The organism is Streptomyces sp. f51, from assembly GCF_037940415.1.
Taxonomy (GTDB): Bacteria; Actinomycetota; Actinomycetes; order Streptomycetales; family Streptomycetaceae; genus Streptomyces.
Genome location: NZ_CP149798.1, coordinates 6,907,092 through 6,927,021 on the forward strand (window position 1 = coordinate 6,907,092; position 19,930 = coordinate 6,927,021).

Consider the following 19,930-nt stretch of genomic DNA (forward strand, 5'->3'; position numbering starts at 1 on the left):
AGAGTCGTCGGGTGGCCTTCCCCACCCGTGTGCCCGCTCCTGCCCCGGTTACCGCTCCGGCAGGGCCGTCCGGGCGTTGCTTCCCTCACTCCCGGGTGTCGCGGCGGCAGATGACGAAGTCGTCGAAGACGTGCCTGCCGGGCCGCGTGCCGACGGTTTCGACGGCCCGGCGAAGGTCCAGCAGCTGCTCCGTGGTCATCTCGAGCGGTGGCTCGTCGGGCTGGTACGTCGTGCGCACCGGGTAGTCACGCCCCGGTTCCCGGGTCATCTCGATGTGGCAGCCCAGTACATGGGTGACGGGGCGCCGTTCGCACAGGTCGATCAGCCGGTCGACGGTACGGGTGAAGGCCGGCCAGTCCTCGACGTACAGACGTCCGGGGTAGACCGTGTCGCCGGTGAACAGGATCCCGGTCCAGGGGTCGTAGAACGTGACCGCTGCCTCGTGGTGCCCGGGCGTGGCCAGGCATTCCAGCACCCGGCCGCCGAGGTCGACCCGGGCGACGGCGTCGGGATCGTCGTGGAACCCGAAGAAGTCCCAGGCGCTGTCGAGGGAGGCGTCCACGACCTCGGTTCCGGGACGGCCGGTGAACTGGCCGTCCCCGGCGATGTGGTCGCCGTGCGGATGGGTGTGCAGGACCAGCAGCCCGTAGTCGTCACGGGGGTGCACGGCCAGCCAGGACTCCATCACCTCGTCGACGACCCGGCGCAGCGGGAAGTGGTCGGCGGCGGCCGTGGCGCCCGTGTCGATCAGGACGGCCCGCGCGGTCCCGAACAGCAGGAACATGAAGGGCGCCTCGTAGTCGACCGCCATGTTCTGGCGCAGGACGACCGTGTTCTCGTCGTAGGCGTGGACCTGGATGTCGGGGTCCGTGTTGTGCTTGGCCGAGGGCGAGCCGTGGATCCACCGCACGTCGAGCGGCGCGGCCGCCGGGGCTCCACCGCCTCCGCGAACGCCGTCGGTCCGCTTGCCTGCACTGTCCACGCCGTCTCCCTGGGCTCGGTCCTGCCGGGCCTCGGCAGGGGCCCGGAGATCAGTTTCGCTGGTGGGCGTGGTCCACGAGCGCCTGGGACACCGTACGGATGCTGCGGGCGATGTGCTGGAGCTGCATCACCTCGGCGGCGTACATCTTGATGGAGTGCTCGATCACGCCCTCCTGGAGGCCCAGGCCGGGCAGCTCGGAGCGGGCGGTCTGGAGTGCCGTGCGGGCCACCCGTATCTCCTGCTGCACCTGGAGGTGCGCGTGGCGGGCGAGCAGGACGGGGTGCTTGTGCAGGACGGGGTAGCTCGCGTAACGGCTCGGTACGAGCTCGCGCAGCCATTTCACCGCCGAGCGCTCCCAGTCGAAGCTGCCGGGGGTCTTGACCTGGCACGGCCAGTCCGAGGTGATCGGTGAATACGTCAGGGCCATGTTCATCGCTTCCGGGGTACGTCGGCGGGGGACTCTGGGGGCGGCCCCGGCATAGGGGTACCGGGGCCGCCACCACGGGTCTCGCAGGCGAGACCCGCTCGAACACCCGGGACCCGATGCGGGTAGGAGCGGAGGGCCCCGAGTGCTCATGGGTCGTGACCAGGAAGCCTCCGGGGCACGATCCGAAAGAAGTATTTATATATGCCGCCGTAAGCGCAAGGGCATGAAAACATTCATGCGTGCTTTGTTGTGAATGATCCCGTGATGCGGCCGGGGCCGGATGTGGGACGGGACGGTGTCAGTCGCGCAGGAAGAACTGGTGCTGCTCGGCGACCTGCTCGTACTCCTCCAGGCGCGCCTGGGTGCGCTCCGGATCGGCGTCGGTCATGGCCTGGAGCAGTGCGGCGGACAGCACCACGGGGGCGGCGTACGAGTCGAAGACGAGCCGGGAACCGGTGCCGGTGGCGAACGTGACGTCCGCCTCGTCGGCCAGCGGGCCGAGGCCGAGGTCGGTGACCAGGGCCACCTGGAGGCCGGCGCTGCGCGCGACCCGCATCGCCGTGAGCGTCTCGTGGGCGTGCCGGGGCATCCCGAAGGCCAGGACCCAGGTGCCGCCCGCCTCGCGCGACTGGAGCAGCGCGTCGTACGCGACCGAGCCGCCGCGCGTCACCACCCGCACGTCCGGGTGGATGCGACGGGCCGCGTACGCGAAGTACTCGGCCAGCGAGCCGGAGATCCGCAGCCCGAGGACCGTCAGCGGCGCCGACTGCGACAGCGCCCGGCCGACGCGGATGATCTGGTCCGGGTCGGTGAAGTCCCGCCTGAGGTTCTCCAGGTTCTCGATCTCGGCGTCCACCGCGGCCTGGAGCTCGTTGCTCGTGACCTCGGCCGGGGTGCCCGGAGTGCTGCCCAGGGTGCTGAGCGCGATGGCCTGGAGGCTCTCGCGCAGCGCGGGGTAGCCGCTGAAGCCGACGGCCGCCGCGAAACGGGTCACGGAGGGCTGGCTCACGCCGACCCGCTCGGCGAGGTCGGTGATCGACAGGAAAGCGGCTTCGGTGATGTGCTCGATCAGATACTGGGCGATGCGCCGCTGGCCCGGAGAGAGCCGCGGGCCGTCGAACAGCTCCCTGAGCTGGGACGTGGGCGCCACGTCGGCCTCGGGCGCCGTCTTTCCCGAGGTGATCGCGGATGCCTGTGCGCGTGCCTGCTGCGGCGATGGCACCGGTGCGCGTCCTCCTTCATGTCCCACGAGAACTCAACATAGCTCACCGACCCTTCTGACCTGGGCCGGTATTGGCGCAAGCAATGCCTGCGTTCCTCGTTTCACGCGTGTTCGAGGGGTACTCGGACAAGCGTCACGGCGGGCCCGTCCGTGGGCGTGCCCGTCTGTTCGCAGACGCGAGGGAGAGGGTTTTCATGAGCGTGCAACAACTGCCCGCGTCAACGGTCCACGTGATGCTCGGGGACTGTTCCGCGACCGACGCCAAAGCGGTGCTCGGCGTCCTGTGCGGCCGCTTCACCGCGGACCGGGAGAGGGCGGACGAGCCGCACGAGTCCGTGGGCGGCCGGCCGACGGTGTGGACCGTGCTGTTCGACACCGCGGGTGATCCCGGTGGTCCCGCCGGGCCTGTCGTGGAACTTTCGGGGCAGCCGACTGTGGAGGCACAGGGCGGTCCCCGGGCGACACAGCGGCTGCGGGAGGCCCTCGGTGCCGCCTTCACCGTGCACGAACTGGGCACGGAGGCCGGTGACCAGGAGGTTCAGATGAAGCTGCGGCTGGATTCGGGTACGGCGCACGAGACGCGGTCCGTGTGAACGCCGGGGCGATGGCCCGGGGCGGGGACGTCGGTGTCCGCCGCGCGGCGACGGGCTCGGCACGTGACGGCGCGGCCCGCGCCGGGCTGATCGCCCGGGGGGTGATCTACGTCCTGGTCGGCCTGCTGGCCCTGCGCATCGCCTTCGGCGACAGCGGCGGCCGGCAGGCCGACCGGAGCGGTGCCCTTCAGGAGATCGCCACGAAGCCGTTCGGTTCGGTTCTGCTGTGGGCCCTCGGCGCCGGGCTCGTCGGCATGGCGCTGTGGCGGCTGTCCGAGGCGGTGTTCGGGGGCGCGGGACAGGACGGCGGCAAGGCGGGAAAACGCCTGATGGCGGCCGCTCGCTGCGTGTTCTACGGGTTCGTCGCCTACTCCGTGCTGGCCTTCGCGGCCGGCGCGCGCGGCAGCGGCTCGGGCGACCGGCAGTCCCGTGACGTCACGGCCAAGGCGCTGGGGATGCCCGGCGGCCAGTGGATCGTCGGTGCCGCCGGGGTGGGCCTGGTCGTCGCGGGTGGCTGGATCGCGGTACGGGCCGTGATGCGCAAGTATCACAAGCACCTCAAGCTCGGCGAGATGTCACGGCGGGTCCGCCGGGCCGTGGACACGGCGGGCGTGGGCGGCGGCGCCGCGCGGGGTGTGGTGTTCGCGGGGGCGGGAGCCTTCGCGGTCCGCGCCGCCGTCGACTACCGGCCCGACCAGGCCAAGGGGATGGACGGCACACTGCGGTCCTTCGCCGGAGCGCCGATGGGCCCGTGGCTGCTGACCTGCGTCGCGGCCGGTCTCGTCCTGTTCGGACTGTTCTCGTTCGCGATGGCACGGTGGCGCAGGGTGTGAGCCCACGCCGCCGGCCGACCTGACCGAGGGGTGTCGCGGGGGGTGGCTCCGCCGCCGATGCGGCGGAGCCACCCCCCGCGCGTCCGTCAGGGCTGAGCGGTGAGCGTGAAGCTCTGGGCGGCCGATCCGTCGCACCCGCGCTGGGTGAGCTGGACGCCGTTCGCCGCGGAGGCCGCCGCGCTCAGGCATCTGCCGCTGTGGCGGGCGACGAAGTGATAGCGCCCCGGGCCCTCCCTCACCGGAAGCCACTGCTGGTTCTGGCCGCCGGACCAACTCCACAGCTGGAGCGGCGCGTTGTCGGCCGCCGAGCGGTCGGTGACATCGACGACCTGCTGCGGAGCCGGCCGCAGCGCGATCCGTGTGTAGCCGCTGTCCGTCGGACGGAACTGGAACTGCTGGGCCCCGGTGCCGTTGCACGCGTACTGCTGGACCACGGTCCCGTTCGCGGTGCCGGCCGAACGGGCGTCCAAGCAGGTGCCGTTGCCCGTGCCGGCCGCGGAGTACCAGGTGGTCTCCGGGATCGGGTCCGCCGGGGGCACGGACGTGTCCGCTCCGCCGAGCCACTTGAGCCCGTCCAGCAGGAACCGGTTCTGGGTCGTGCTCGCGAACGTCGACGACAGCGTGGTGTTCGTCGCGTAGTCCATCGCGTTGTGGCCGAAGTTCGCGTACAGCATCCGGTACTTCGTGTTGGTCCACAGGATCGGGTAGTACCCGCTGTTCCACGACTGGTTCGGGTCCGTGCCCAGCGGGAAGCTGCTCGGGTCGACCGAGGCGAGGATCCGGATGTCCGGGTTCTGCCGCAGGTCGTTGGACCAGCTGTACCACTCGCTGACCGACGAGGTGAAGGTGGCGGGCAGGTTCACGGTGGAGGGATGCGTGCGGTCCTCGACCTTCAGGACGGCCGTGGTCGGTCCCCAGGTGTTGGACCTGAAGTTCCCGCTGCCGAGGAACTGGTCGTGGTACCAGGACCAGCTCTGGGCGTCGGTGGTGAAGGCGGAGACGTGGAAGCCCATCCAGCCGCCGCCCCCGCGCATGTACTGCTCGAATCCCGCGCGTTGGGCCGCGGTCTGCGGCAGGTCGTCGAGGAACAGGACGACTTGGTACGCCTTCACGCCCCCATTGGCGAGCAGGTCCCAGTCGTTGCTGGCCGTGTAGGTGAAGCCGTTGGCGGCGGCCTGCCTGGGGAACCAGTCGTCGGCCTCGTGGACGAAGCTGATGTGGGCCGCGTCGTAGGTGCCGTTGTAGAGGGCGAGCACCTTGAACGGGGCCGCCGTGGTGTTCGCGCGCGCGGCCGGTGGCGACGCGAGGCCGAGCAGGGCCGCCAGCAGGACGAGCACCCGCAGGACGAGGACCCGTGGGACCGGGACCCGCCGGACATCGCGCGCCGGTACGGATTCGCTGAGGCGCATCCGGTTCTCCTTCCCGTACGTGTCAGGGGTGGTCACGGGTAGCTGACGAGGTCGGCGACGTTGGTGGAGGAGTTGGACGGTCCGCCCCGGTCGTTGACGACGTGGCGGATGGTTCCGGTACCGCCCAGGGACACGGTCACCAGGTCCTTGAAGCGGACGTTCGCGGTGACGGGCGCCTCGACGGCGTGCTCCGCGGCGACGGCCGGGTTGACGTTGAAGTAGCAGTAGCTGCCGAAGCCGTACACCTGATGGCTCGTCACGGAGGGGGCGACCTTGTAGGCCGCGTAGCCCTGCGTCGAACCGCTCATCCACGCGGCCTGGTTGGGCGGGTCGTAGGGCATCTCGTTCTGGTAGAAGTACGTGCGGCCGCCGTTGCCGTTCCACACGGTCTGGTACTTCTGGTAGTGCTCGACGAACAGGCCGTACATGGTCACGTCGTCGCCGTTCACGACCAGCCCGGTGTCGGCCGTGTTGCTCGTCCAGCCGACCCCGCTGCCGTGGTCCGCGCGCCACAGCCACAGATGGTCGCCGATGACGTCGTCGCTGTTGACGGTCAGGCTGGTGGTCGCCCTGCCGACGCCCGCGCCGCCGATACGGAAGAACACGTCGTGCAGGGAGCTCGGGTCGGCACTGTGGTCCGCGGAGGAGCCGCTCGGTCCCATCTCCAGCAGCTGCGCGGAGTTGGTGGTGCCCGCGTCGATCAGCAGCCCGGCGAGCTGGACGCCGTTCACGTCCGCGACCGTCATGGCGGTCAGGCCGTTGTCGGGGACGAGGGTGGCCAGACCGAGTCCGAGCACCACGGTGTCGGCCCTGGTGACCCTGAGCGTCTGGTCGAGGTGGTAGACCCCGGGCGTCACCAGCAGGTTCTTCCCCTGGGCCAGCGCGTCGTTCATCTGCGCCGCCGTCGCTCCGGGCTTCACCACGAAGAAGTCGGACAGCGGCAGGGACGTACCCGCGGGGGTGCCCGAACTCCAGCTGGTTCCGGTGGAGTCGGTGCGTACGGACGGCACGAGGACCTTCCAGGCGCCCGCCGTGTCGACGTACAGGAAGGGCTTCTCGCGGGAGACCGGCGTCTGGCCCACCGTCGTGTACGGGGGGTTCGGGAAGCTGTTCGCGGGGGCGTTCCGCGCGCCGACGAACACCATGTTCCAGTTGGACCCGGTCCAGTTCGACCACTCGGTGTTGCGCGACAGCCACTGCTGCTGCGAGCCGGAGTTCACCTGACCGTCGATCTTCGTGTCGGCCATGTAGCCGCCGCTCGACCAGCCGCCGTCGTCCAGCGCCAGGTTGCCGCGCAGATGCATACGCCGGTACGGCGCCGCCTGCGACACCGCCCAGCGGTCCGAGCCGGAGGTGGGGGTCACCGACAGGTTCTCCGCCGAACGCCAGAAGTTCTGGGTCGCGTTGCCCTGGAACCAGTCGGCCTCGGCGTGCACCGCGCCGCGGATGTCGACGTCGTCGGGGGACAGGCCGAGGCCCGCGACCTGGGTGTAGAAGCCGACGTTCGCGTCGGCGCTGTAGGTGCCGGGCTTGAAGAGGAACGCCTTGCGGGCGGTGCCGAACTGATTGGTCTCCTGCTGGGCGAACGCCGAGTCGAGGCTGCTCTGGATGGTCGCGGCCGGCGTCGACGGGTCGAAGACGGTGACGTTCGGGCCCAGGTCCGGTGTTCCGGGAGGCTGTTGTGCGTCGGCCGCGTTCACGTAGAAGGACTGGGCCGCCGTGCCGTTGCACGTGTACTGCTGGAGCTGGGTGCTGTCGGAGGTGGAGGCGCTCGGGACGTCGAGGCACTTGCCGCTGTTCCGGTTCACGAAGTGGTAGGCGCCGCCGGTCTCCGCCACGGCCTGCCACTGCTGGTTCGCGCCGCCGCCGTACGCCCACAGCTGCACGGGCGCGCCGTCCGCGGTCGAGACACCGGTGACGTCCCAGGTCCTGGTGCCGTCGCCCCGGTTGCCGACCTGGGAGTACCCGCCCGAGGTGGCGGAGAACCGCCACTGCTGTGCCTGGCTGCCGTTGCAGGTGTACTGCTGCACCGCCGTGCCGTCGGCCGTCGCCGCGGCGCGGGCGTCGACGCACTTGCCGCTGCCCGCGTTGACGACGGTGGCCCAGTCGGCCGGAATCGCGGCGGTCTGCGCGGTCTGCGCGGTGGCGTTCGGCGAGGCGGCCGTCAGGCCCGATGCCGTCGTCGTCACGAGCGCGGTCACCGCCAGCAGCCTGGCCGTTCGACGGCGCCGGGGCCCTCTTCGGGATCCGGGCAGGGGGAATCTGGACATGCGGGACACTCCTGAGCTGGTGGGGGGTTCACGTCCGTGAACGTCAAACTCATCCATGGGGCCGTGGTGATGGGTGAACCTAAAGGTCTGCACCAAAGACGTCAAGATGTGAAGCAAAGAACCCCGTCAATTGGCCTGTAAGCACGATGAGTTGAAACAATCAGGACGGTCGTCACTCTGAACTCGGCTTCCTGTCCGTGGTGTTGACGCGTATGACGCGTATGACGCGTATGAGGCGTATGAGGCGTTCGCGGTCCGGCGTCGGGTGTGTGGTTCCTTACATGGTGATGACGTGATGGCGAACCACACCCGCCCCGCCCGCATCAGGGGGCACTCTGGTTCCGGGTCGGTGACTCCTGTCCTGGAGAGACACGGAAACCGCCGGCCACCGCGCCGACCGGCACCGCCGGTTCGTGTCCCGCGGCGAGGGAAGCGGCTGCCGCGGAACAGCGCCCCGGATCACTTCCGGGGCGCCGTGCGTGCCGGGCCGAGGCGAGGACCGCCGGGGCGGCGGGGTCCCGACGCCGGGCCGTTGCTCCGCCTGAGGGACCCGGCTACTCCCAACGGCCGAGCGGGGCGAGTTGGCCGTCGCCGACCCCCGGCGGGAGTGATTGCCTCGGGTGCGGGGCCGCCGCACCCGAAGCCTCCCCGGACAGCGGACAGCGGACAGCGGACAGCGGACGGACAGCGCGGCGACTCGTACGGTCCTCCTTCATTCGCCCCGGGACGGACTCCCGGACAACGGACCGCGGCGAACCGACCGCCGGCCGAAACCAGCGGCAGGGAGGCAGCCATGACGGAGAACCAGATCCTCCAGGGCCTCGGGCTGATCGCCGTCCTGGCCGTCGGCTCCCAGCTCGTGGCGAGCCGGCTGCGCATCCCGGCCCTGATCGTCCTGCTGCCGGTCGGCTTCACCGCGGGCGCGCTCACCGACATCGTCAACCCCGACAAACTGCTGGGAGACGCCTTCTCCCCGATGGTCTCCCTCGCCGTCGCCGTGATCCTCTACGAAGCCGGACTCGGCCTGGACGTCAGCAGACTGCACGGACATATGCACCGGGTCGTGGCCCGGCTCATCTGGATCGGCGTCCTGATCACCTGGGCCGTCACCGCCGTGCTCGCGGTACCGCTGCTGGGCCTGTCGAAGAGCTCGGCGGTCATGCTCGGCGTGATCCTCGTCGTCTCGGGACCCACCGTCGTCGGCCCCCTGCTCCACTTCGTGCGCCCGACCGAACGCCTCCAGCGGATCCTGATCTGGGAGGGCTCGCTGATCGATCCGGTCGGCGGCATCCTCGGCGCCCTCGTCTTCCACGCCGTCGTCGCGAGCGGCAGCAGCGACGTGCGGGGCAAGATCGGCCAGTTCGTGGCGAGTTCGGCCGTCGGACTGATCGGGGGAGCGGTGGGCGCCGCCGTCCTGTGGCTCCTCCTGACCCGGCTGCACCTGGGCGAGGTCCTGGGCACCACGGCGCAACTCGCCGCCGCGGTCGGCGTGGCGGCCCTGTGCGACGCGATCCGGGACGACACCGGGCTCATCGCCGCGATCGTGATGGGGATGGCCCTCGCCAATCTGCCGGGTGTCGCCCTCCCGGCGCGCCGCCCCTTCCTGGAGACCCTGGTCTCGCTGATCATCGGGCTGCTGTTCATCTCGATCTCGGCCACGGTCACCCCCGCGTCCCTGCGCCACATCATCCTGCCCACGCTCGGTCTCGTCGCCGCCCTGGTCCTGGTGGTCAGACCCCTGGTCGCCCTGCTGTCTACCGTCCGGACCGATCTGCCGCGCGGCGAGCGGGCGTTCATCGGCTGGATGGCCCCGCGCGGCATCGTCGCCGCGTCCACCGCCTCGACCTTCTCGGCCACGCTCGTGGCCGATCACGTGGGCGGCGCCCAGAAGATCCTGCCCGCCACCTTCCTGGTGATCGTCGCCACGGTGACGCTGTACGGGCTGAGCGCGCACCCCGTCGCCCGGCGCCTCGGCGTGCTGCGCCCCGCGCGGGCCCGCCCGCTGCTCGTGGGCGGCGACCCCTGGGCGGTCGACCTGGGCCGCGCGCTGCGCTCCGCCGGTCTCGACGTGCTGATGTGGGCCGGACGGGAGGAGCAGCGCGACCGGATCAGGGACGCGGGGCTCGGCCTGGCCCCGGGTGAGCTGCTCGCCGCGGCCACCGGCGAGGGGGCGGAGCTGGAGGGGATCACCGGCGTTCTGCTGCTCACCGAGGAGGACGACTTCAACGCGCTGGCCTCGGAGACCCTGCGCGGCACGGTCGACGGCTTCGTCCACCGGCTGGGGCCGCCCGGTCTCAGCCACGGCGTGGTCGCCCCCTACACGAGCGGTGACACCCTGTTCGGGGCCGGGCTGAGCAGACTCGAACTGGCCCGCCGCTACGCGAACGGCGCCCGGATCGTCTCCCGGTCCACCGGGGCCGGCCTTCCGGACGGACACACGCTGCTGTTCCTCGTACGCCCCGACGGGCGGCTCGACCCCGTCACCGACACCCGTACCCCGCGGCCGGGGCCGCGTGACACCGCGATCCTGCTCGGTCCGGCCCGGACACCGGAGCCCGTGCGGCCGGGCTGACGGTGTGCGGCGCGGCCCGCACCCCGACGGCCCCGCCGGCCTCGTACGACACCAACGGTCGAGCGTGGATTGCGCTCCGCCCTCCGGCTGGATCTCATGGTTGTCATGCAGCGACAAGATTCCGAGCCAGACGACCTCGTACCGCCGATGGAGCGCTCGCACTGGGTGGCCTTCGCCGGAGTCCTGCTGATGGTCAGTGCTCTGTTCAACCTCCTCACCGGCTTCGTGGCGGTCTTCAACCACGGCTACTACTCGAAGGTGTACTCCGGGGGCAACCGGTTGCTGATCCTCAACTACACCGCCTGGGGCTGGATCTTCGTCGCCATCGGCATCGTCATGGCGGTGCTGAGCCTCGGTGTGCTCGTGGGCTCCAGGGGCGCGCGGCTGGCGGGTGTCTGCCTGGCCGCGTTCTGTCTGGTCGCGCAGATGATCTTCCTGCCGGTCTACCCGTGGTGGTCGCTGTTCACGATGCTCGTGTCCCTGCTGGTCATCTACGGGCTGCTGGCCGAGCCGAAGCACGTGCACGGGGCGCGGGTGTAGCCGGACACGACCTCGGGCCGTACCGGCGGCGCAACCGCCCGGGCGCCCCCGCCCGAGTGCCTCGCCGGGTGGGACGGCGGCCGTGATCAGCGACAGAAGGTACCCGCATGGACCTGATCCATGTGCGCATGGTGAGTCCCGCCGCGCTGACCGGCGCCGTGACCGCCCTGCTCGCGGCCGACCCCTGTGTCGTGAACCTCGTGGTGCAGCCCGGCGCCGCCCGGAAGCCGGACGGCGACGCCCTCGCCTGCGACGTGCTGACCGGAGGGGCGAACAACGTCCTGCGCGGACTGCGGGAGCTGCGCCTCGACGAGGTGGGCTCCGTCGTCATCGAGCCCGTGGACATGGCGTTCACCGGCCACGCCAGGCGGGCGGGCGCCGAGCGGCTCGGGGTGCTGTCCCGGGCGCCGGTCTGGGAGGAGGTCGAGGCCCGGATCCGCGCGCAGGGCACGTACGCGCCGAGCTTCTACCTCTACCTGGTGGTCGCGGGTCTCATCGGAGCGGTCGGCATCGTCACCAACTCCCAGATCCTCATCGTCGCGGCGATGGTCGTCGGACCCGAGTACGGTGCCATCGTGAGCGTCGCGCTCGGCATCGACCGGCGCTCGGGGAGGCGGGTCCGCGAAGGGCTGACCGCCCTGGCGGCCGGGTTCGCGCTGGCGATCGCCGTCACGTTCCTCTTCGCCCTGATGATCCGCGGCTTCGGTCTGGAGTCCAGGGCGTTCGACCTGAACGTACGCCCGGTCTCGCGTCTCATCTCCACACCGGACTTCTTCTCGTTCGCGGTCGCCACGCTGGCCGGCATCGTCGGCGTCGTCTCCCTGAGCGAGGCCAGGACGAGCGCCCTGCTGGGTGTCTTCATCTCCGTCACCACCATCCCGGCCGCGGCCGACCTCAGCGTCTCCGCCGCCTTCGGCAGCTGGACCGAGGCGCGCGGGTCGTTCGTCCAACTCCTCATCAACGTGACCGTGTTGATCGTGGTGGGCGCGCTCACGCTGCGGGGCCAGCGGGCCGTCTGGCGCATGGCGGGCAGCCGCGAACGCGGCCGGGTCCGCGGGTGAGGGCACCGGCCCGCGAGGGCGCGCGGAGCGAGGACGTCCGGTTCGGTCCGGGGGAGGTGGCAGACTGGCGCCATGGACGAGCGCGCATTCGACAGGTCGGGCCAGCATGCTTCCGTCATCGGTCTCGGCACCTGGCAACTGGGAGCCGACTGGGGCGACGTGAGCGACAAGGACGCCTTGGCCGTGCTGGAGACGGCGGCCGAGTCGGGAGTGACCTTCTTCGACACCGCCGACGTGTACGGCGACGGGCGGAGCGAGGAGACCATCGCGGGCTTCCTGCGCGGGCGGCCGGACCTGCACGTCATGGTCGCCACCAAGATGGGCCGCCGTGCCGACCAGGTCCCGGAGAACTACGTCCTGGACAACTTCCGTGCCTGGAACGACCGTTCACGCCGCAACCTCGGCGTCGACCGCCTCGACCTGGTGCAGCTGCACTGTCCGCCGACCTCCGTCTACTCCTCGGACGCGGTGTACGACGCCCTCGACACGATGGTCGAGGAGGAGCGGATCGCGGCGTACGGCGTGAGCGTCGAGACCTGTGACGAGGCCCTGGCCGCCATCGCCCGCCCGAACGTGGCGAGCGTCCAGATCATCCTCAACCCCTTCCGTATGAAGCCCCTGCGCCAGGTGCTGCCGGCCGCCCGGGAGGCGGGCGTCGGCATCATCGCGCGCGTGCCGCTGGCCTCCGGGCTGCTCTCCGGCAAGTACACCAAGGACACCGTCTTCGCCGCCGACGACCACCGGACGTACAACCGCCACGGCGAGGCCTTCGACCAGGGCGAGACCTTCTCCGGTGTCGACTTCGCGACGGGCGTCGAGGCCGCGGCCGAGTTCTCCGCCCTGGCTCCCGAGGGGTACACGCCGGCCCAGCTGGCGCTGCGGTGGATCATCGCGCAGCCCGGCGTGACCACGGTCATCCCCGGAGCCAGGTCGCCCCAGCAGGCCCACGCCAACGCGGAGGCCGCGAAGCTGCCGGAGCTGTCCCGCGCGACGCTGGACGCCATCGACGAGCTCTACGACCGCCGGATCAAGGAGCAGGTCGAGAGCCGCTGGTGACAGCGGGCCGGACCCGCGCCGTCCGGCCCCCCCCCAACGGACCCAGGCCGTCCGGCCCCCACCGGACCCCACGCCGTCCGGCCCCCTCGCCGGATCCCGCGCCGTCCGGCCCCCCGCTGGACCCAGGCCGTCCGGCCCCGCCGTGCCCGCGTCGTCCGGTCCTCACCGTGCCCCCGCCGTCCCGCGGCGCCGACGGCCCTCAGTTCCCGGAGGGCCGCGGCGCCGCGAGCGCGTCGAGCTGCCGGTCGTGCACCCGGCCGAGCACCAGCACCGAGACGGTCGCGCCGATCAGGGCGCAGAACATGTCCCACTGGGTGTCCCACACATCGCCCTGGGTGGCCAGGAAGGCGTCGGCGCCATGGCCGCCGATCACGGCTGCCGCCCACTCGAACATCTCGAACAGGGCGCTGAAGGCGAGGCACGCGCACACCGTGAGCGGAGCCAGCCACCTGCTTCCGCGCAGCGGTGACGTCCTGCTCAGCACCTCCCGCACCAGGACGGCCGGTACGAAGCCCTGCATGAGATGCCCGAACCGGTCGTACGGATTGCGGTCGAGCCCGAACGTGTCGCGCACCCAGTCGCCCAACGGCACCTGCGCGTACGTGTAGTGGCCGCCCACCGCGAGCACCAGCGCGTGCGCCGCGAGCAGGCAGTACAGCAGGCTCGTCAGCGGGAACCGCCGTCTGCCGAGTACCACCAGCGGCAGCCCGACCAGCACCCACACGGTCTCCAGCAGCCAGGTCGTCCCGTCCTTGGCGTGCCACGCGGAGAGTGCCATGCCCGCGACGACCACCGCGAGGAGCGCGGCCGGAAGGGCCCCGCCCGGGGCGCGCTTCGAGGGCGTGTGGATCCGGCCGTGCGGTGCGAGGGCTGATCCGGGCATGGCGGCCTCCTTGGTCCAGGTGGGCCCCATCGTGGTGCACCCCGTGGGCGGTGACATGAGTACGGGTACTCAGCCGGGCCCTCGCACATCCGTCCGGCGGGCTCACTCTCGTCCGGCCGCCCCGCGCAGTGCCGCGATGGCCGTGCCGATCGCCTGCTGGAGCTCCTCCAGGCGCTGCACCATGTCGTCCTCGTAGATGTCGTCGGCGTCGTCGAAGGTCAGCTCCTCGAACACCTTCGTGGCCTTCTGGAGGCTGCTGTAGAACTTCGTCCGGCGTTCCTGGACGCGCAGTTCGGGGTCGGCCTCCACCGTCTCGACGACGAGGTTCTTCATCGTGTCGTACGCCTCCGTGGCCCACTCGCCCGCGTCCTCGCCCTCGTCGAGCTCGTCGAGGAGGGACAGATGCCGCTCGGCCTCGGAACGCAGCTCGGCCGGGGCGTCGAGGGTCTGCCCGGCCGGCGTCCTGATCTGCCCCTTCTCCGCGATCTGGCGCACATAGCCGATGCGGTCGGCCGCCCTGTTCTCGGTGGCGACCGCCTTCTTCAGTTCGTCCGTGCGGGCGATGTCACGGGCCAACTCGGTCTGGAGCGCCGGGTCTTCCTTCACGCGGTCGAGCAGGGCGGCCCGCGCGGCCTTCGCCGTGGAGGGGTCGGCGAGGATCGCGGCCCGCAGCGCGGTCGGGTTCTCGGCCACCTCCAGGGCCTTGGTGGGGCGGATTCCCTCGGCCTCGGCCGCCTCCGAGATGGCGGCGCCGCGCTCGGACGCGGCGCTCGAACGTGAGGCGTAGTAGGCCGACCAGCCGTCCCCGTCCGGGAGTTCGACGTCCGCGCCGGGCATCAGGGTCTCGAAATGGGGAACCAGTCCGTCGTCCGCGGCCCTGTCCCAGGCCTTGTAGTAGCGCATCACCCGCTCCGGCGAGCATCCGGCCAGCTCCGCGAACTCCTTCGCGGACACCTTCTCCGTCTCGTCCGCGGACTGCCCGCCGGGGCGGACGCTGCGCGCCACCTTGAGCGCGAAGGCCCAGCCGCCGTTGCGTGCGTAGGCGCCGAAGTCCCGTGCGTCGCGTGCGACGAGGGCCTGCGCGTCGGCCCGTACGGCGGATTCTTCGGACGAGGTGATGGCTGCGGTCACCGGGAACTCTCCTGGGATGGTGGGGCGTTGATGTCACAGAGGATGAAGCTATGGCCTAAGGTCTGCGTGGAATCAAGGAGACACGCGGAGACCGCGAACCAAGCGGACACCCCAGTAAATCCGAAATGTGCAAGCTCAGAAACGACGCGATGTGATGACCTTCACCCCGATGTGGCAGAAAGTGATGAATTCCTTACGGCCGTGTCACGTACGGGTGTGTATTGGCCATCGCGCGACCGCGGGAGGATCTTTCGTGCGACCGTTCACTCTCAACTACGCCCGGCCGTCAGGGCAGTCGGCCGCAATACCCCCGTACCACTTCGACGTGTCCCTGCAACTGAACGTGCTGCCGGACGGCAGACCGGCCGTCAGTGATCGCGCGCTGCTGATGGCGACCGGCACCACGACGTCGACCGCCGGTTCCCAGACGCACTTCGACGACTGACGGATGCCGCGCGCATGACGGTTCTCATACTCACGGCCGAACAGGACGTCACCGCCGACATGGTGGTCGCGCGACTGCACGATCGGGGCGTGCCCATGGTGCGCCTCGATCCCGCCGACCTGCCCGGCAAGGCGGTGCTGTCAGCCGACTACGCCCACGGCGACTTCGACGGCTATCTGTCGGTCAACGGCCATGTGCTCAGCATGGGGGGCCTGCGCTCCGTGTGGGTGCGCAGACCGGGCGAGCCGGCGGCCCATGCCGCCGAACCCTCGGCCTGGCTCACCGCCGAGACCAGGCAGGCCCTGTTCGGCATGCTCTACTCCGCCTCGACCCGCTGGATGAACCACCCGCGCCGCGCCGAACAGGCCCGGCACAAGCCCTGGCAGCTGCGGGTGGCCCACACCAGCAGATTCGCCGTGCCGCCCACCGTCATCACGACCGCTCCCCGGGTGGCTCAGCAGTTCGTCCAGGAACACGGGGACGTGGTGGTGAAATCGGCCTCCGGGCCGCCGCCGGGCCAGCCTCCGGCGGCCCTGCCCACCACACTGGTCGGACCCGGCACGGACTTCTCCGGAGTGGCGGCCGGTCCCGCGCTGCTCCAGCGCTACATCCCCAAACGCGCCGACATCCGGCTCACCGGGATCGGGACCCGGCTGTTCGCCGCCCGCAAGGCCGCCGAGCCGGGGCAGGTCGACGGCCGGTTCGGTGAGACGGAGAACGGCTGGGAACCCACACCGGTGCCCCAGGGCATCGCCCGCTCGGTCCACGACTATCTCGCCTTCACCGGACTCGCCTACGCGGCTTTCGACTTCGCCGAGGACGCGGACGGCATCTGGTGGTTCCTGGAGTGCAACCAGGGAGGCCAGTTCGGCTTCATCGAGCTGGAGACGGGACAGCCCATCGCCGACGAGGTCGCCGTGTGGCTGGCGCAGCGAAGGCCGGGCCTGCGCATCCCGGAAGGACACTGACATGAGCACTCGGTGAACGGCCGGTCACCCCACGCCCGTCCGGAAGGAGTCGAAGAAGACCTTCAGCGCCCGCCGGTTCGCGGCGCTGTCCCAGTCGTCCGCCGGAGTCGTCCAGCGCAGCGAGAAGCCCCGGTGACCGCCGATGAGGAACCCCCGGCCGAGGGTGCGCATCCGCACGCCCCCGGACACGGAGTACCACTCCATGTCGGCGCCCTTCAGGCCGCGGTAGGTCACCGGCTGGATGGCGCCCACCCGTTCGTAACCGGTGGACACGGCACGGAGGTTCGGCTCCAGGGCGCTCCAGACGGCGACCGGGTCGGGACCCAGCTGGGTGCTGTAGGTGACGGCCAGGGTGCGCGGATCGCCGCTCGCCCCGAAGGTCACGCGGTAGGCGAGGTCGTCCGAGGACTGCGTCTCCACCGGCTTCCAGCCCAGCGGCAGGGCGACCGCGAACCCCTGCGGCGCCCGGTAGAGGGAGAAGCCGGACGGCAGCGTCGTAGCGGAGGTGCGCGAAGGGGAGGGGGACGGCTTCGAGGACGCCGTGGGCGTCCGGCCGGTGGGCGCGGCCGAGGCGGTGGGGGCCGTCGTCGGTGTCCCGGTGGCGGCCCGTGACGGGGCGGGCCCGGACGCCGCGGCGTCGCTCCCGCCCGGCAGCCCGCCCATCAGGACGGCCGTCCCGACGGCGGCGACCGCGAGGGTGAGGGCCGCGCCCAGCAGCAGCGGCCGGGCCGCCGGCAGGTTTCCCCGGCCGCGTCCGGCGCGTCCCCCCTCCGAGCCCTCGTCCTCGCCGCCGCCCTCGCGGTGGTCCCCGGCCGGGCCGAGGAGGTCGGGCAGCGGCTCCGGGGGCGTGACCTCCTCGAAGTTCTGCCGCAGGATGCGCGTCAGCGCCTCGCGCACCACGGCCTCGGGCACCCGCTCCACCGGGTCCCAGCGCAGCAGGCCCAGGATGGCGGGAGCGAGCGGGCCCGCGCTCCGCGGCGGCCTGACCGGCAGACGGTCGACGGCCCGGAGCGTGGCCTCCGGGTCGCCCCGGTCCTGCACGAGCGGCCGCCCCTCGACCAGCGCGTACATCATCGCGCCCAGCGTCCAGAGGTCCGCGGCGGGCGTGGTCGCCTCACCGCGGGCCTGTTCGGGGGAGGCGTACGAGGGAGCGGTGACGCGGGGAGCGGCGGCGGCCGGCTTCAGCCCGAAGCCGGTGACGGTGACGGTGCCGTGCTCGTCGGCCCACACCTGGCTCGGGCCGAGTTCGCCGTGCACGACGCCCTCCCGGTGGGCCGAGGTGAGGACGTCGAGGGCGCCGAGCCCGATCGCGGCGGCGCGCACATGATCGAGGGGACCGTTCCCGAGGAGTTCGGCCAGAGGGGCGCCCGGGGGCCGCTCCGTGACCGTCCACACGAACCCGGGCTCCTCGGCCACGTCCAGGACCGCGGCCACTCCTCCGTGACAGGCGGGACCGAGGATCCCCGCCGTGCGGAGGATCCGGTCGGCCGCGGGCTCCGGTTTCTCCTCGCCCGGGTGGTCGGCGGCGCGTGACCGGGTCAGGACGACGGGCCGTCCGAAGGCGGTGTCCTCGCCGTGCCACAGGGCCCGGCCCTCCTCGCGCAGGAAGACGTCGAGCAGCCGGTATCTCCCGGCAATCAACTCGCCCGGGGAGTCTTGCGCCTTGGCCATCGTCATCCCTCGTCGTCTACCGGCACCGCCTTTCCCAGAAGTACGCGGGACGTGACGAAGAGTGTTCAACGGGAGACGGTTGGAGATGTGTGTTTTTACCCGGGCGCGGTGTCGTCGCGCGCGCGTACGAACAACGCGGGCCGGTGTTTCCCGCCGGTTCACCCGCTCTCGGCACCTCGACACCGGAGAGCGGCCCGGGAAAGATGCCAGATGCACACAATGCTCGCCGTCCGCCGTGTTCCGCCGTCCCCACCGCCCGAGCCATCCGGAGGCCGTTCGTATGAGTGCCCGACCGCTGCCCGTCAGCCCGCCCGCAGAGCAGGGGGTCGACGCCTCGGGCATCACCGCCTTCCTCGACGCCGTCGAGGCGGACCCGGACATCGAACCGCACAGTCTGATGATCCTGCGCCACGGACACCTGGTCGCCTCCGGCTGGTGGGCGCCGTACACCCCCGAACGCGTCCAGCTGCTCTACTCGCTCAGCAAGAGCTTCACCTCGACGGCCGCCGGATTCGCCGTGGGCGAGGGCCTGTTGGACCTCGACCGCACGGTGATCTCGTACTTTCCCGAGTTCGAGGCCGACATCACCGATCCGCGCAGCCGCGCGATGCTCGTCCGGCACGTCGCCGCCATGGCGAGCGGTCATCTCGCCGAGACCTGGGCCGACGCGATGCGGACCGACCGCACGGAGGCGGTACGCGGCTTCCTGCTGATCCCGCCGGACCGTGAGCCCGGCACGGTCTTCGCCTACAACCAGTCCGCCACCTACACCCTCGCTTCGATCCTCCAGCGTGTGACCGGGGTGTCGCTGACCGACTATCTGCGGCCCCGCCTGTTCGACCCGCTGGGCATCGGGGAGACCGCCTGGACACGCAACCGGGCCGGCCGGGAGATCGGCTTCAGCGGGCTGCACGCCGCGACCGACGCCGTCGCCCGGCTCGGGCAGCTGTATCTGGACGAAGGCGTCTGGGAGGGGCGCAGGCTCCTGCCGGCCTCCTGGATCGCCGAGGCGACCCGGGTGCACGTGCCGAACGCCGACGGCAGCCCCGAGGGCGCCCGTTCGGACTGGCAGCAGGGCTACGGACTCCAGTTCTGGCGCGGACGGCACGGATACCGCGGGGACGGGGCCTTCGGACAGTTCTGCGTCGTCCTGCCCGAACACGACGCCGTGATCGTCACGACCGCGGCGACCGACCGGATGCAGGAACTGCTGAACCTGATGTGGCGCCATCTGCTGCCCGCGTTCGGGACGGTGCCCCTGCCCGACGCGGACGAGCGCGACGAGGCGCTGAGCCGACGGCTCTCCCGGCTCGCCCTGCCCCCGGTGGAGGCCGCTGCCGAGCCTCCGGAGCACACGGAAGCCTGGGCGCGGGCGGAGTTCACGCCCGCGGGCGGCGTCTGCGCGGCCCACAGGACACTGACGGGCGTGCTCGTCGCCGAGGCGGGCAAGGACACCCGCGTCACCCTGGTCGAGGGGGAGCGGCGGCTCGAACTGCGGCTCGAAGGACCGGACTGGAGCGTCGATCCCGGTCCGACGCCGATGGCGGTCGGCGGGGGCTGGACCGCCCCGGGCACCCTTCGGATCGACGTGATCTTCCTGGAGACCCCGCACCGGCTGACCGTGGAGTGCGCCCTTCCTGGCGGCACCTTCACGGCCCGCTGGCACACGACCCCGCTCCACGCCCGTTCCCTGGACTCCCTGCGGGCGCCGTCAACCGGTCCCCGGAAAACGCCACACCTCGCCACCCCTTCCGCCACGTAGAGATATCCACCACCATGCATATGCCGAGGTCCTGACGGGGCGCGGCGGGCCTTCGACCCGCCCCGCCCGCGCGCCCGACGGGCGGAGGGAACCATCTCCGGGGTG

The 19,930-nt window shown here is 71.4% G+C and carries 17 protein-coding genes; 9 read left to right on the plus strand and 8 right to left on the minus strand.

Features of this window, described 5'->3' with window-relative positions:
* Positions 1–85 precede the first annotated feature (85 nt).
* The 3 genes from WJM95_RS29905 to WJM95_RS29915 all read right to left on the minus strand — a co-directional run bounded on the left by WJM95_RS29905 (position 86) and on the right by WJM95_RS29915 (position 2,631).
* Complete coding sequence (locus tag WJM95_RS29905) at positions 86–982, minus strand: MBL fold metallo-hydrolase (RefSeq protein WP_339133347.1); 897 nt, start codon at positions 980–982, stop codon at positions 86–88.
* Between the two features lie 49 nt (positions 983–1,031).
* The gene (locus WJM95_RS29910) at positions 1,032–1,415 is read right to left on the minus strand and encodes a hypothetical protein (protein ID WP_339133349.1); all 384 of its coding nucleotides are present in this window, start codon (positions 1,413–1,415) and stop codon (positions 1,032–1,034) included.
* 292 nt (positions 1,416–1,707) lie between these two features.
* Complete coding sequence (locus WJM95_RS29915) at positions 1,708–2,631, minus strand: MurR/RpiR family transcriptional regulator (protein ID WP_339133351.1); 924 nt, start codon at positions 2,629–2,631, stop codon at positions 1,708–1,710.
* Between the two features lie 194 nt (positions 2,632–2,825).
* Here WJM95_RS29915 and WJM95_RS29920 point away from each other — a divergent pair, with 194 nt between their 5' ends.
* Together WJM95_RS29920 and WJM95_RS29925 are read left to right on the plus strand one after the other, a co-directional pair.
* Positions 2,826–3,224: a hypothetical protein gene (locus tag WJM95_RS29920; RefSeq protein ID WP_339133352.1), complete on the plus strand. Its 399-nt coding sequence runs from the start codon at positions 2,826–2,828 to the stop codon at positions 3,222–3,224.
* Between the two features lie 11 nt (positions 3,225–3,235).
* The gene (locus tag WJM95_RS29925; RefSeq protein WP_339135940.1) at positions 3,236–4,057 is read left to right on the plus strand and encodes a DUF1206 domain-containing protein; all 822 of its coding nucleotides are present in this window, start codon (positions 3,236–3,238) and stop codon (positions 4,055–4,057) included.
* 86 nt (positions 4,058–4,143) lie between these two features.
* Here the strand turns inward: WJM95_RS29925 and WJM95_RS29930 are convergent, their stop codons facing one another.
* Together WJM95_RS29930 and WJM95_RS29935 are read right to left on the minus strand one after the other, a co-directional pair.
* On the minus strand, positions 4,144–5,466 hold the full coding sequence (locus WJM95_RS29930) for an RICIN domain-containing protein (RefSeq protein ID WP_339133354.1): 1,323 nt from the start codon (positions 5,464–5,466) through the stop codon (positions 4,144–4,146).
* A 32-nt stretch (positions 5,467–5,498) separates the two neighbouring features.
* A complete protein-coding gene (locus tag WJM95_RS29935) occupies positions 5,499–7,736 on the minus strand; it encodes an RICIN domain-containing protein (protein ID WP_339133356.1) in 2,238 nt (745 codons plus the stop codon).
* A 793-nt stretch (positions 7,737–8,529) separates the two neighbouring features.
* Between WJM95_RS29935 and WJM95_RS29940 the strand changes: the two genes are divergently transcribed.
* The 4 genes from WJM95_RS29940 (at position 8,530) to WJM95_RS29955 (ending at position 12,965) form a co-directional block, all read left to right on the plus strand.
* Complete coding sequence (locus WJM95_RS29940; RefSeq protein ID WP_339133358.1) at positions 8,530–10,308, plus strand: cation:proton antiporter; 1,779 nt, start codon at positions 8,530–8,532, stop codon at positions 10,306–10,308.
* Between the two features lie 105 nt (positions 10,309–10,413).
* Positions 10,414–10,848 (plus strand): hypothetical protein, encoded by a 435-nt coding sequence (locus tag WJM95_RS29945; protein WP_339133360.1) that lies wholly within the window; start codon positions 10,414–10,416, stop codon positions 10,846–10,848.
* 107 nt (positions 10,849–10,955) lie between these two features.
* Positions 10,956–11,909 carry a DUF389 domain-containing protein gene (locus WJM95_RS29950; protein WP_339133362.1) on the plus strand — a complete coding sequence of 318 codons (954 nt, stop codon included), beginning with the start codon at positions 10,956–10,958 and terminating at the stop codon, positions 11,907–11,909.
* A 72-nt stretch (positions 11,910–11,981) separates the two neighbouring features.
* Entirely contained in the window at positions 11,982–12,965 is a 984-nt protein-coding gene (locus WJM95_RS29955; RefSeq protein WP_339133364.1) for an aldo/keto reductase, read from the plus strand.
* Between the two features lie 199 nt (positions 12,966–13,164).
* On the opposite strand, the gene WJM95_RS29960 is transcribed toward WJM95_RS29955, so the two are convergent.
* Both WJM95_RS29960 and WJM95_RS29965 read right to left on the minus strand, forming a co-directional pair.
* Entirely contained in the window at positions 13,165–13,743 is a 579-nt protein-coding gene (locus tag WJM95_RS29960) for a DUF2238 domain-containing protein (protein ID WP_339135942.1), read from the minus strand.
* A gap of 207 nt (positions 13,744–13,950) precedes the next feature.
* Entirely contained in the window at positions 13,951–14,979 is a 1,029-nt protein-coding gene (locus WJM95_RS29965) for a hypothetical protein (protein ID WP_339133366.1), read from the minus strand.
* Positions 14,980–15,232: 253 nt separating this feature from the next.
* Here WJM95_RS29965 and tgmA point away from each other — a divergent pair, with 253 nt between their 5' ends.
* Positions 15,233–15,424 (plus strand): putative ATP-grasp-modified RiPP, encoded by a 192-nt coding sequence (tgmA, locus tag WJM95_RS29970; RefSeq protein ID WP_037617579.1) that lies wholly within the window; start codon positions 15,233–15,235, stop codon positions 15,422–15,424.
* A 14-nt stretch (positions 15,425–15,438) separates the two neighbouring features.
* The gene (gene tgmB / locus WJM95_RS29975) at positions 15,439–16,392 is read left to right on the plus strand and encodes an ATP-grasp ribosomal peptide maturase (protein ID WP_339133371.1); all 954 of its coding nucleotides are present in this window, start codon (positions 15,439–15,441) and stop codon (positions 16,390–16,392) included.
* 24 nt (positions 16,393–16,416) lie between these two features.
* On the opposite strand, the gene WJM95_RS29980 is transcribed toward tgmB, so the two are convergent.
* Positions 16,417–18,063, minus strand: coding sequence for a serine/threonine protein kinase (locus tag WJM95_RS29980; RefSeq protein ID WP_339133373.1), 1,647 nt, complete (start codon positions 18,061–18,063; stop codon positions 16,417–16,419).
* A 280-nt stretch (positions 18,064–18,343) separates the two neighbouring features.
* Between WJM95_RS29980 and WJM95_RS29985 the strand changes: the two genes are divergently transcribed.
* Positions 18,344–19,825, plus strand: coding sequence for a serine hydrolase domain-containing protein (locus tag WJM95_RS29985; protein ID WP_339133375.1), 1,482 nt, complete (start codon positions 18,344–18,346; stop codon positions 19,823–19,825).
* Positions 19,826–19,930: the final 105 nt, after the last annotated feature.

Bases quoted from the DNA above. Each gene is read 5' to 3' on its own strand.
- WJM95_RS29910 (WP_339133349.1), bottom strand. From the start codon at position 1,415: ATGAACATGGCCCTGACGTATTCACCGATCACCTCGGACTGGCCGTGC.
- WJM95_RS29920 (WP_339133352.1), top strand. From the start codon at position 2,826: ATGAGCGTGCAACAACTGCCCGCGTCAACGGTCCACGTGATGCTCGGG.
- WJM95_RS29925 (WP_339135940.1), top strand. From the start codon at position 3,236: ATGGCCCGGGGCGGGGACGTCGGTGTCCGCCGCGCGGCGACGGGCTCG.
- WJM95_RS29930 (WP_339133354.1), bottom strand. From the start codon at position 5,466: ATGCGCCTCAGCGAATCCGTACCGGCGCGCGATGTCCGGCGGGTCCCG.
- WJM95_RS29935 (WP_339133356.1), bottom strand. From the start codon at position 7,736: ATGTCCAGATTCCCCCTGCCCGGATCCCGAAGAGGGCCCCGGCGCCGT.
- WJM95_RS29940 (WP_339133358.1), top strand. From the start codon at position 8,530: ATGACGGAGAACCAGATCCTCCAGGGCCTCGGGCTGATCGCCGTCCTG.
- WJM95_RS29945 (WP_339133360.1), top strand. From the start codon at position 10,414: ATGCAGCGACAAGATTCCGAGCCAGACGACCTCGTACCGCCGATGGAG.
- WJM95_RS29950 (WP_339133362.1), top strand. From the start codon at position 10,956: ATGGACCTGATCCATGTGCGCATGGTGAGTCCCGCCGCGCTGACCGGC.
- WJM95_RS29955 (WP_339133364.1), top strand. From the start codon at position 11,982: ATGGACGAGCGCGCATTCGACAGGTCGGGCCAGCATGCTTCCGTCATC.
- WJM95_RS29960 (WP_339135942.1), bottom strand. From the start codon at position 13,743: ATGGCACTCTCCGCGTGGCACGCCAAGGACGGGACGACCTGGCTGCTG.
- tgmB (WP_339133371.1), top strand. From the start codon at position 15,439: ATGACGGTTCTCATACTCACGGCCGAACAGGACGTCACCGCCGACATG.
- WJM95_RS29980 (WP_339133373.1), bottom strand. From the start codon at position 18,063: ATGGCCAAGGCGCAAGACTCCCCGGGCGAGTTGATTGCCGGGAGATAC.
- WJM95_RS29985 (WP_339133375.1), top strand. From the start codon at position 18,344: ATGAGTGCCCGACCGCTGCCCGTCAGCCCGCCCGCAGAGCAGGGGGTC.